Below are 10,443 nucleotides of genomic sequence, written 5' to 3'. Positions count from 1 at the left end.
CTTTTTTTATGGGCCTAACATATAAGTATTCATCTACAATAACTTCGTTCAGAACTGAAACACCGTAACGAATGAAATTATCTTGTTCTTCATCAATCAATATTGCTTCGTATGAGGTAGGTTTATTACGGCATTGCTTGTTTAAGAGAAATGGCTGATGCAATTTATGTAATGTGTCATTATGAATTGAATTCGCAAATTCATTGATAGCATTTATTAATTGTGTCTTACCTACTCCATTTCCACCAATCAATGCCGCAAATCTGTTAACTCTTAGACCATTCGCCAGTGTAACGATATGCTCAGGGTGTTCATCCCCAATCGAGGAAGCAAAACTAAGAACTTGTCTTTCACGAAAGCTCTTGTAATTTTCTAAACTAAACGCAACCAGCATCTCTAACCCTCTTTTTTGCGAAAAAATCGCATTTTAAGCACTTTGACTAATGTAATTCAGTGTTATAGCAAAAGCAACTCAAGATAATTGATTCTGCACGTAAAGCGCGCGCTCGTATCCCCGCCACGCCTGCCCGCTTTATGGAGCGGTTTTCATGCAGGTGCATGACATAAGCAAAAGCCCGCCAGAACTGGCGGGCCTGCATCAAAACGATCCTCAAACGATCATGCGATCTCATGCGGCATAGTCATGCACTGACGAGAGAAGTGGATGCGCTCATCTAAATCACGGTTTTAAAACGCAGATGAATTGAAAAGGTTTAAGGTCTGCTATGAGCGAAGAGCGGACAAAGTAGCAGAGGGAAAGCATCAATGTTAATGTCTGGAAAGTTCATGTTAAAACTCTGTATGACATTTTTCATCGACGATTAAAAAGGGCTCTTAATGGCTACTGTTGAGGTATTAAAAGTAAAGTATCCAGGCGCAGATGCCTGGCAAATGGGAGACAGCCCGGAACTGGCCAGCGAGCTTGCGGACCTGATTAAAAAAGGGATTAAAACGGCCTCCTGCGGATCCTTTGCCTCTTACCAGCAAGAAAAGTCTGCCCCGAGGATTGGAAGCTATAACATTATCCTTGATGGCCTGAATGCCCCGGTCTGCGTGACCCGGCTGGTTTCAATGCGACTGGTGCGTTTTTGTGATGTGACTGAGGAGTTTGCCCGCAAAGAAGGTGAAGGCGATTTAAGCCTTCAATACTGGCGAAATGAGCATCAGCGATTTTTTACCCGCGAAGGTCATTTTTCTAAAGATATGGAGTTGATCGCAGAAGAATTTGAAGTGGTTGAAGTGCTGTAAGACGAGAGAGTCCGGCTGGCGTCTGCTGCTATTAATAACAATGTCCGCTCCTGGCACAAAGCGGACGACCATTTTCAAGTGGCCGTCACCCCTAACGCCTCGTTTCACTCGTTGTTCAACCTTACCCCCATCAGAATGAATTCTTTCGGGGGCAACGTTTCAGTGTAACCAGCTGTCGTCTTCCCAGACCTGCTGCAGAATTTCCATTACACGTTCTTTATCTTCAGCCTGTCTTATCCCGCTAAGTTCAATACCGTTGGCGCTGCCCTTGCGGATTCGGATAGCTGTTTTTGGGTAGAGGGGGCGCAAATTTCGGTAAAGCTCGGATTCAAGTGCTTCTAACAGCGCCTGGCTAATTTTCTGCTCTTTATCGATCATTATTTCAATGCGCATAGATTTTCCCCTAGCTGGTAGCGTCCATTGTACGGCTGTATTCATGGTTACGAATTTTTGCCATCAGCTCGTCAGTCAGCTCAGAAACCCACTGAATTGCCAACCGCTTTTCTTCGTCGCTGCAATCGCTTGCCGCCACCAGTTTTAAGAAAAAATCAATGCGCTGAAGTTTCAATGATTCCAAAAGATAATCCTGCATTTTCCCTCCTATTACGGCCACTTACACAAGATAACTGTATGTATATACACTGTTTATATATACAGTATAGTACCGATTTCTAAATGTAAAACGCTTTTTTGGACTTCAATAAGAAAGCCCTGATATGAGTCAAAGACAGGAAATATTTTCGGTGTGTCAGTAATACTGCCGCCACTTGTCATCCTCACGCAGCCGCCCGTTCTGGTAAAAGATGCGCAGCCCTCCCCCTGACGGAAGGCTGCCGCCGCGTAAAAGTAAATTCACTTCATACTCACTGCCATCGAACCCTCTGGACCGCAACTCATACTCCAGCTGCAGGCGCTGCTGCTCAGAAATATTCTGCTTGTATGCCTTTTTCCGTTTCGGTTTTACCAGCCTGAGCCGGGCAACCAACTCCCGCCTCTCCTTTTTTCCCATTCCATGCAGGTAATCCTGCAGCGCCTTTTCCTCCATGTAAGTAATATCCGGTACTTCACCCCCTGTCTGGTTCAAATTTTCAACAGGGGGACAGTTATTGCCACGAGTCCAAGGGGCGCAAGCGCCCTGGTCGGCTGTCGCCTCCTGAAGGTCAACGGCTTTACGAACCATTTTCCACTTCACTGCATGAGTGCAGATCCGGCCCTCAATGATCGGGGACCAGATGCCATAAATTCGAACACCGTGATCGCCGTAGGCGCTCGGCTCGTCGTTCAGCTCGTAGGCAGTTCTGACAAGGTGATGTTTACGGGGAACCAGGACGCCGCCCTGCTTCATGATGTAGGTGGCAAAACAGCCAGCATCAGCTGCGGCCAGCACAGCATCCAGGCGCGGGTTTTCCAGTACCGGCGCGCCTGCCTTCTTGTCCCCCTGCACTCTGGCAGCCTGACCGGCCAGCAGGCGCAGCTCGCGGTACGCCTGGCGGCCTGGAATACCAAAGAAGCGGAATTGCTGGACACGGTGCAGCGAAGCCCAGGCGTTTACGTTCTCAGCGTTATCACGCAGTGATCTGCCCGTTTCTTTACTGATTTCCTGCGCCAGCCCGCGCCCGTCGATATTCTTGCTGATGTATTTGGCGATATAGCTGGTCGGCGTACCCTTGCGCGGGTTGATAAGCTCAGACTTGAAGCGGGGCCCGGTATTGGTGCCCAGCTCCTCCCGGTCCTCACGAATGGCGAATTTACGCAGCAGCGCGGTGATGGATTTGCGGTCTTTTTTGCGCATGAAGCAAAGCAGGTGCCAGTGCACGGTGCCGTCATGGTGTGGTTCAGCAACGCGGACGCCATACCAGCGCAGCCCGGCTTTGTGCATCGCCTTACGGAAGGCGGCGAACATATTCACCAGGTAATCACTGCTCTGGCGGACCGTGGCACTGGTCCATTTCGGGTTTGGCCTGCCGTTATTAAGCGTCGCGTGAAAGCGTGACGGGCAGGTGATGGTATAGAACACGGCGCATTCACCACGCATTTCTGCGATCAGTTCCAGCCCCTTAACGCAGGCCATCATTTCGTTGCGCCGGTGCGCCGGATTGCTGCTGCTGGCGTTTACCACTTCTTCCATATCCAGCGTGTCACCTTCGGCGTTAACCAGCTCATGCGAGCGGAAAAACTCAAGTGATTTGCGGCGCTGTTCGCGTTTGTGGATCACGGCCTCATAGCTGACATACGGAGACGCCTTTTTGTTAACCTGGCAGACAGCGCGCAGCTGTTCTTCCCGCCATTCACACCGCATCTGCCACAGCTTGCGATACCACCAGTCCGCGCAAAGCATACGGGCAAGCGATCCCGGAATAAGCTCGTATGGGACCGGGTTACGGCGGTGCTTTTTACGGCGCAGCCGCTCGAAAGCAGGCGGGATCACATCAAGGCGCATGGCCTCAGCGGCCACTCTTTCCCATGACCGGCGGATCTCCTCCGGCGTAACGTCTTCATCCGTAAACAGCTCACCGCAGGCAGCATCCAGACACATGCTCATGTGTGCCGCCACCAGGGTAGATAACCGCTTAACCTGCTCCTGGTTCATTTCCGGCAGAACCAGCAGGCCCTCCAGCCCATCGTGGCTCGCCATAAAACGGAATGAAGCAGAAACCTGGCTGGTACGCACGCGCTCCAGGCGTTCAAGGCACGGCCTGATAGTTTCACGCAGATAGCGGGAATATGCCCTCGGCTTGCCCAGGCCCTCGAAATATTTAATCCGTTCAAGCAGCGGCTTACTGATATGCGCCGGTTGGGCGCTCACGTCAGCAACGATGACCAGATCGGGATTGAATTGCTGCTGTTCGCGGGCCATTTTGGCGCGGCTTATCAGCTGGTCCTGCTCCATTTCTCGCTGAACAGGATCCCGGGATTCATTGTAGAAATAGCGTTCCCAGACCTCATTACTCAGGGCCTCGCGGCGCAGCTGCTCCTGCTCGTTATCCGCAGCATAGAGAGTAATCAGGTTTGAAAGCGCAGACTCTGGCGCTACTTCCGCCGGGTCCATGTAGGGATTTAGTGCTTTTCTCGGGCCGTTCCATGGGAAAGCCCCAGCGGCCACGGTCGGGCCGCCTTTGTCTTTTATTAATTCAGGCATCAGTGACTGGCTCCGAAGCTCACACCGCGCCTCGGGTGTAATGCTTCCCTTTCAGCTCAACGATTTTCTGGCATGTTACGCAGCGCTGCACCCCCGGAATGGCACGGCGGCGCGCTGGAGGGATCGGTGCATCGCATTCGATGCAAAGCACACAGGAAACGCCCGGCGCTCTGTTGCGGGCATTATGAATGTGGCGCTGCAGCTGTTCTTCAACGCGCTGCTGTACGAGGTCCATAGAGTCAGCCATCAGTGCAGCTCCTGTGATTCGTTTTCGTAGCGGGTTGCTTCGCGGCGCAACAGTTCAGCCGCTTCAATACCGTTTAACCCTCTGTTGGTGATATGGGTTGCCAGCGCCTCAAGGCGGATTGAAACAGCGAGTGCGCGGCCTTTGCGCTCCTCACGTTTGGCAATATCGATCACCGCCATAAGCTGATCGTTTTCTGGCACAACCATTTTTGATAATTCTTTCTGCATTTCTCTTTCTCCTGAATTTGGGCAAAAGAATGCCCGGCGGGTTTACGCCATTAATTTCTGTTGTGGGTTAATTCGGCATGGTTAGCCGTTTGGGAAATAAGCTCACCACTGCACGAAAATGATTCATTGCTTTAACCAGTTCCCGCTTTTCGTCAGTAGTCAGATCACTAATATTGACGCCGTGACGTTCTGCCGGAATTTTTGCCATAAAGAATATGGCTGCCAGTGCCCGCTCATTTTGTTTATGGTTTATATCGCGGCGATCGCGCATATCTTTAATAAACCTTTCAAGCTCTGGCTCAATATTCAGACCAAACACATTTGCCCTTAATTCCGCTATTCGGTTCAGTCCTTCCATACGTTGGCCCGGGCTTAATGGAACAGTCGCCGCAGCGCCTTCAATAGCCATGGTGTCCCCCGTTTGGTAGTAGTCAGCCCTGCCAGCAGTTCATCCTGAGAGCGGGACGGGTGCCAGCGCTTGCCATCTTTCCCGATAATCCAGCCATGGCCGCAGTGCATACCCTGGCTTTGTTTAACTAAAAGCGATGCGAATGATGGTTCTTTAGTCAGCATAATCACCTCAGATGATGCCGAACGAAGCGCCAAGGCCCGTTACGGTGTCCACCGCGCTTGCCATTGCGGGGTTGGCCTGCAGGCGGGCCTGCATGGAAACGGCAGCCAGTGCCATCAGACGAGTTGCTGAATTGATGCTGCTGATCACGTCACGGCGCCCGGCGGTTGTTTTCACATCACCAGTAACGGCGCCGGCGGCAACGCGCCCGATCTCAGCAGTGGCGCTCATGACGTAGTGCGGCAACTTCTCTTTAGCCACTTCGTTCATCGGCACACATGGCAGGCAGTGAATCTGTGCCAGGAAGCCATCAACTAGGGTTGAGTCCTCAGTGAGATCGGTAAGCAGCCAGATTTCAGGCGGTGTGAGTTGATGCGGTTGCTCCGGGTTCAGCTTGTTGCGCAGCGTCTGGACATTCATTCCCGCGCGTTCTGCCAGCTTCGCCATGTTGTGACGCAGTGCGAAAGCCCGGCAGGCCTCTTCAAAGTGTGGATGTTTGGAAATCTTATAATCAAACATGCGAGCCCCTTAAAAAGTTCTCATAATCGAACTTACTAACCAACAATGACGCGGAAGTTGGAATGACCAAGAGACTCACGGACCTGATCGGTTTTGTACATTAAGTAACGCAGGCTTACGCGACCTTTATTTTTCTCTTTTTTAACCATGTACTTAGCAAGCTGACCATGGTGAATTTTTTGGTATACAGAGCCACGGGAAATACCCTCCCACTCCGCGAACTCTGCAGGCGTAGCCATCTCTTTGGGTACTCGAATTGAAATATCTGTGCTCATAGTGCAATATCTCTTAGTTTGTTTTCGTTTCATCTCGTTTTATGTGGTTTGGTTTTGCTTTTCAAACCATGAGTGGATATTAGGATCACTTTTTATATGCGTCAAGGGGTTTGATTATGAGTTTAATCAAGGCAGGGAATGATAGTGGTGGGCGTGATGCAATCAACAGGCTTATTAAGGCCTACAATTTCAGCTCACGTCAGCAGCTCTGCGAACATCTGGAAGTGTCGAAAAGCACTATGGCTAACAGATACTTAAGAGATAGTTTTCCCGCTGAATGGGTAATTCAATGCGCCCTTGAAACAGGAATTTCCCTTCTATGGCTGGCTACCGGTCAGGGAGATATGTATGCGAGTGCGAATGAAGAAAAGAATCTCAAAAACGAAACTCCCGTCACGGTAAGACCACTTTATAAAATCGTTGCTCCCAGTATCAAACATGCTGAGTTGAAGAACGGCGAACTGCTTCAGAGTGATGAAATCCTTCTCGATAGTAGACTGCTGGATGGTGAATCGTCCAATTCTCTTTATGTAAAAACAGCTAGTGATAGCTTTGTTGTGGATACGTCTGTGAAACAAATCAGCAATGGTAACTGGCTGGTAGACATCGATGGCGTTAAAAGCTTCGTCAAGATTGCCCGCATTCCTGGCAATAAAATTGTGGTTCATCAGGATGAAGCATCCTTTGAGTGCGCCGTAGATGATGTAGAGGTAATTGGCCGCGCAGTAAAAGTCATTAAGAGCATCTAATTATGACGATCAGAAAGCAGCCGAACGGAAAATGGTTGTGCGAGTGTTACCCGAACGGGCGTGACGGCAAGCGCGTGCGCAAGCAATTTGCGACGAAGGGCGAGGCTGTAGCATTCGAAAACTTCACCATGGATGAAGTGAACAAAAAGCCGTGGCTGGGTGAAAAGGAAGATCGGCGGCGTTTATCAGAATTGATTGAGCAGTGGCACTCCCTTTACGGCCAGACGCTTGCAGACCCCAAACGCCTAATGGCGAAACTGAAAATTATCTGCAATGGCCTGGGCGATCCCGTTGCCTCTGAGTTAACCGCCGGTGACTTTACAAAATATCGCGAAGCACGATTAAAAGGTGAAGTACGTAACGAAGACGGCGCGCTGATGTCGCCAGTAAAGCCCCGCACGGTAAATCTTGAGCAGCGTAACTTATCTTCCGTTTTTGGCACCCTGAAAAAGCTGGGCCACTGGTCAGCGCTTAACCCGCTCGCCGGGCTACCAACATTCAAAATCGCAGAGGGGGAACTGGCGTTCCTAACTCAAGACGAAATTAAACGCCTGCTTGATGCTTGCGCTGATTCTCAAAGCCCTAGCCTGTTGATGATAGCAAAAATATGCTTGGCCACTGGTGCGCGGTGGAGTGAAGCCGAAAACCTGCAAGGCCACCAGTTATCTAAATTCCGGGTCACCTATACCAAAACCAAAGGCAAGAAAAACCGAACCGTACCGATATCTCAGGATCTGTATGAAGAACTCCCCAAAAACAGGGGGAATCTATTCATGCCATGCAGAAAAGCTTTTGAGCGCGCAGTAAAACGAGCCGGTATCAACTTGCCTGAAGGCCAGTGTACGCATGTTTTGCGACATACATTCGCCAGTCACTTTATGATGAACGGCGGAAACATACTGGTACTGCGCGATATTCTGGGGCACTCAGATATAAAGATGACAATGATTTACGCTCATTTCGCGCCAGAACACTTAGAAGACGCGATTACTAAAAATCCTTTAACAGCCTTGTATAAAAAATCATGACAGAGCCAGAAGAATTTAATATTGAAATAGAAAAAGAGTCAGAGGTCGGCTTAAATGCGTTTTTAAAAAAAACGCTCAAAAACGAAAAACTCAATCCACCTTTCCTAATAGAGGGAGATATTGTTACAGATTTTACGAAACGCTGTGAAATATACATCGAAGACATTGAAAGATTTCATAAAGAAAATAAACATCTGATCTCAAGTGACTTTAGCACTCTACTGATAAGAGTGAAAGAGATTAGAGATTGTGTAATAGGTTCATTGGAACATTTTTTATCTGGCGACATAAAATCTGCTTATGATTATTTCGATAATATTATGTCAGATGACAAAACCATAAAAATGTTAAACAAAATCACAGTTCCTTTGACAGAAATTTGTCACAAGGATAAACCATTATTCAGGGTTAGAAGTTCAGATATACCATTAACTGAGCGCAATCATATATTTCACATACCTTTTTCAAAAAGGCATCTGGTTAACGCTCAAAGATACTCTGTTGCAGGCTTACCTTGCCTATACTTAGGAACATCACTCTATGTATGCTGGCAAGAAATGAACAAACCCGATTTTGACCGGTTATATATTTCATCTTTTACTGCAGCCCCAAGCGTATCTAAGATATTGAATTTTGCATCACCATTCCTAACACTACCTATCCATACTAGTGGTTCCGAAGAAGAACTGATAAAAGCAAATAGAACAAAATCAGCATACCTTATATTTTGGCCGTTAATAATTGCGTGTAGTTATCTTAAAAAAAACACACACTCAACTTTTAACCAAGAATATATAATTCCTAATTTGCTAATGCAGTGGATTGGAAGACGGTCAAAGTCTCCCATTGCAGGGTTGGCTTATTTCTCTACAAAAATGCCTAAATTAAGAAATAGCCATTTATCAATTAATGTTGTACTCCCACCGAAAGCAACTTACAAGCAAACACTTACTCATGATTACTGTACAAGGTTGACATCAATTTTTAAAATTACACCACCGATGTCATGGCAAGTTTTAAAAACTATCGATTACAATTCATCTTTGGATGACACACAGGAAATTAACGCGGCACGTATCTTTCTGAAATTAAAAGAACAATTCTCCGGAATAAATGATTTTGAGGAGGATATTGCACAACTTTATTCTCTCACCGATTTTCACAAACTGGAACTACTTATTGATAAGTTATTTGAGCATAAGAGCATTATCGAGTAAACCGTCTAACAGTGGCGGCATTTTGGCGGCAGAGCATTAAAAACGTGTAAAACGGACAAACACAAAATAACGCTAAGACTCTGTTTTTAAACGTAAATCACTGTTTTCGCTATAGTAAAAATGGTATGTAGAAATTTCGGACGCGGGTTCAACTCCCGCCAGCTCCACCAAATAAAACAAGGGGTTACGTGAAAACGTAACCCCTTTTTTTGCCCATGTCCACATTACGTCCACTCGGCAAAACTTTGGCCAGCGCTAACTTCAGTAACCCCAGTTTTACATTTTTGCATCCAGTGCCCATATGCCGCTTGCCACGCCTCTTGTTCATCGGCAAAAAGATGTTCTGCAATAGGCAACTACTCAATGCCTTTTGAACCAAACTCCGAGTACAGGGATGACCAGCTCTGTCGCTATATCCTTACAGCATTCCCGACCCCATAGGACAGGTGGATTATGCAAAATTTCTATCATATTGATCAGCTGATTCAGGGTTATTTCAATCAGGATCATGACCTCATAAATGAGGGAGAGGATACTATTGAGGGCACTATTGAACGCTATAAAAAAACAGCCCCAGATTGGATGTTAAAAGAGTTAGCCGAAGAGGTCGATTGTTTCCTTGCGCTTTACGGAGACAGGCTGGATGAGCAATTCAAAAGCCGGTATGGATTTGATTTCTCACCTGAGTTGTGGGATTCAACCCCATTCGATTTCCTGATGACTGTACGCAGACTTGCCCTTTCTTCGAAGTAGCTACAGGAAGACAAACCCGTAACGGCTTAACCGACCTCAGACCAGCAACAGCCGGTCTTTTTCTTTCTAATATAACTTAAGGGTGAACAGTTAAATCCAAAAAAGCTTTTTCTTGATGTGATCCATTCAAAAAACAGGTTTGCTTAACCACAGGAAACACTGCAACAAATCGCCATTGGCATACCCGTGAAAGTTGAATTTATAAATTATCAACAAAAAAACAGCCTATTAATGAATTTATTCAGACTCCACCAGTCCAAAAATCCTCCATCGGTGATTACCAGAGTCATCCGATGAAGTGCTGAAAGCCCGCACGGCGCAAGCTCTGCGGGCTTTTTATATCTGTCCCTTCTAGCCCAGCGCCCCCTCACACGCCAGCGCCAGCACCATCAACGCCGTCTCATCCTCCTGCACCGATAACATCTCCATCCCCACCGGCAGACCGATACGGCTTACGCCGCACGGCAAGG

General features: G+C 47.7%; 16 protein-coding genes. 5 read left to right on the top strand and 11 right to left on the bottom strand.

Annotated features, from left to right (window positions below; genetic code table 11):
• Window positions 1-394: ATP/GTP-binding protein (locus HP459_RS17255; RefSeq protein ID WP_367671006.1), on the bottom strand; the 394-nt coding region annotated here is incomplete at its 3' end.
• Between the two features lie 46 nt (window positions 395-440).
• Window positions 441-632, bottom strand: coding sequence for a hypothetical protein (locus tag HP459_RS23545; RefSeq protein ID WP_253939649.1), 192 nt, complete (start codon window positions 630-632; stop codon window positions 441-443).
• 205 nt (window positions 633-837) lie between these two features.
• Between HP459_RS23545 and HP459_RS17250 the strand changes: the two genes are divergently transcribed.
• Window positions 838-1,248: an ASCH domain-containing protein gene (locus tag HP459_RS17250; RefSeq protein ID WP_023299534.1), complete on the top strand. Its 411-nt coding sequence runs from the start codon at window positions 838-840 to the stop codon at window positions 1,246-1,248.
• A gap of 159 nt (window positions 1,249-1,407) precedes the next feature.
• Here HP459_RS17250 and HP459_RS17245 read toward each other — a convergent pair whose 3' ends face one another.
• From HP459_RS17245 to HP459_RS17205, 9 genes are all read right to left on the bottom strand, one after another.
• Window positions 1,408-1,641 (bottom strand): DinI-like family protein, encoded by a 234-nt coding sequence (locus tag HP459_RS17245; protein ID WP_085037080.1) that lies wholly within the window; start codon window positions 1,639-1,641, stop codon window positions 1,408-1,410.
• 10 nt (window positions 1,642-1,651) lie between these two features.
• Entirely contained in the window at window positions 1,652-1,840 is a 189-nt protein-coding gene (locus HP459_RS17240) for a hypothetical protein (protein ID WP_063849403.1), read from the bottom strand.
• A gap of 156 nt (window positions 1,841-1,996) precedes the next feature.
• Complete coding sequence (locus HP459_RS17235; RefSeq protein ID WP_171936535.1) at window positions 1,997-4,387, bottom strand: replication endonuclease; 2,391 nt, start codon at window positions 4,385-4,387, stop codon at window positions 1,997-1,999.
• 19 nt (window positions 4,388-4,406) lie between these two features.
• Complete coding sequence (locus HP459_RS17230) at window positions 4,407-4,634, bottom strand: TraR/DksA family transcriptional regulator (protein ID WP_171936534.1); 228 nt, start codon at window positions 4,632-4,634, stop codon at window positions 4,407-4,409.
• Entirely contained in the window at window positions 4,634-4,840 is a 207-nt protein-coding gene (locus tag HP459_RS17225) for a DUF2732 family protein (protein ID WP_162268862.1), read from the bottom strand. Before HP459_RS17225 ends, HP459_RS17230 begins: the two co-directional genes overlap by 1 nt.
• 88 nt (window positions 4,841-4,928) lie before the next feature.
• Entirely contained in the window at window positions 4,929-5,270 is a 342-nt protein-coding gene (locus HP459_RS17220; protein WP_000963476.1) for a DUF5347 family protein, read from the bottom strand.
• A complete protein-coding gene (locus HP459_RS17215) occupies window positions 5,234-5,434 on the bottom strand; it encodes a phage filamentation protein Fil family protein (RefSeq protein WP_171936533.1) in 201 nt (66 codons plus the stop codon). The genes HP459_RS17220 and HP459_RS17215 overlap by 37 nt, the downstream gene beginning before the upstream one ends.
• Window positions 5,435-5,441: 7 nt before the next feature.
• Window positions 5,442-5,951, bottom strand: a complete 510-nt coding sequence (locus HP459_RS17210; RefSeq protein WP_171936532.1) for a phage regulatory CII family protein — start codon at window positions 5,949-5,951, stop codon at window positions 5,442-5,444.
• A 35-nt stretch (window positions 5,952-5,986) separates the two neighbouring features.
• Entirely contained in the window at window positions 5,987-6,226 is a 240-nt protein-coding gene (locus HP459_RS17205) for a hypothetical protein (RefSeq protein WP_000102104.1), read from the bottom strand.
• A gap of 116 nt (window positions 6,227-6,342) precedes the next feature.
• On the opposite strand from HP459_RS17205, the gene HP459_RS17200 reads away from it, so the two are divergent.
• The 4 genes from HP459_RS17200 (at window position 6,343) to HP459_RS17185 (ending at window position 9,973) form a co-directional block, all read left to right on the top strand.
• Window positions 6,343-6,975, top strand: a complete 633-nt coding sequence (locus HP459_RS17200) for a phage repressor protein CI (protein ID WP_171936531.1) — start codon at window positions 6,343-6,345, stop codon at window positions 6,973-6,975.
• A gap of 2 nt (window positions 6,976-6,977) precedes the next feature.
• Window positions 6,978-8,003 (top strand): site-specific integrase, encoded by a 1,026-nt coding sequence (locus tag HP459_RS17195; RefSeq protein ID WP_171936530.1) that lies wholly within the window; start codon window positions 6,978-6,980, stop codon window positions 8,001-8,003.
• A complete protein-coding gene (locus HP459_RS17190) occupies window positions 8,000-9,220 on the top strand; it encodes a hypothetical protein (RefSeq protein WP_216661688.1) in 1,221 nt (406 codons plus the stop codon). The genes HP459_RS17195 and HP459_RS17190 overlap by 4 nt, the downstream gene beginning before the upstream one ends.
• A 453-nt stretch (window positions 9,221-9,673) precedes the next feature.
• Window positions 9,674-9,973: a contact-dependent growth inhibition system immunity protein gene (locus HP459_RS17185; protein WP_058646207.1), complete on the top strand. Its 300-nt coding sequence runs from the start codon at window positions 9,674-9,676 to the stop codon at window positions 9,971-9,973.
• Window positions 9,974-10,443: the final 470 nt, after the last annotated feature.

Source organism: Enterobacter sp. CM29 (genome assembly GCF_013179605.1).
GTDB classification, from domain to species: domain Bacteria; phylum Pseudomonadota; class Gammaproteobacteria; order Enterobacterales; family Enterobacteriaceae; genus Enterobacter; species Enterobacter intestinihominis.
The sequence above is the reverse complement of the archived record's forward strand: the minus strand, read 5'-3'. Positions and strand labels throughout refer to the sequence as shown.